Raw genomic sequence first — 371 nt, 5'->3', positions numbered from 1 at the left:
CGGAGGAAGAGACGGCACAGCTCATCAATCAGATAGAGCAGGACCCATTCGGTACCCCCGGTCATCAACATATTATTGCTGATATGGTACAAGCAATTGAGAAGGATTGTTCGCCACTTATAACGGGTGAGGATGGAAAAAACGCACTTAAACTTGTCTTAGCGATATATCGTGCAAGTGAATTACAAAAGCCGCTTAATGTTAATGATCTCTAAAATAATTTGGGAGAGAAACTATGGATACAATAAAAAGAAAAATTTCATTACTCGATTTAAAGGTACAATATGAAGCTATCAAGCCGGAAATTAAGCAAGCGATTGATAATGTGCTTGAAAGCGGCAACTACATTATGGGACCGTATGTGAAAAACT

Annotated in this window: 1 pseudogene; it reads left to right on the top strand. The window is 38.8% G+C overall.

Going from position 1 to position 371, the window contains the following annotated elements:
- Positions 1 to 215, top strand: a pseudogene (locus AB3351_RS23585) (Gfo/Idh/MocA family protein); the annotation flags it as partial.
- Positions 216 to 371 lie beyond the last annotated feature (156 nt).

This window comes from Aneurinibacillus sp. REN35 (assembly GCF_041379945.2).
GTDB lineage: Bacteria > Bacillota > Bacilli > Aneurinibacillales > Aneurinibacillaceae > Aneurinibacillus.
This window is presented reverse-complemented; position numbering and strand designations above follow the sequence as displayed.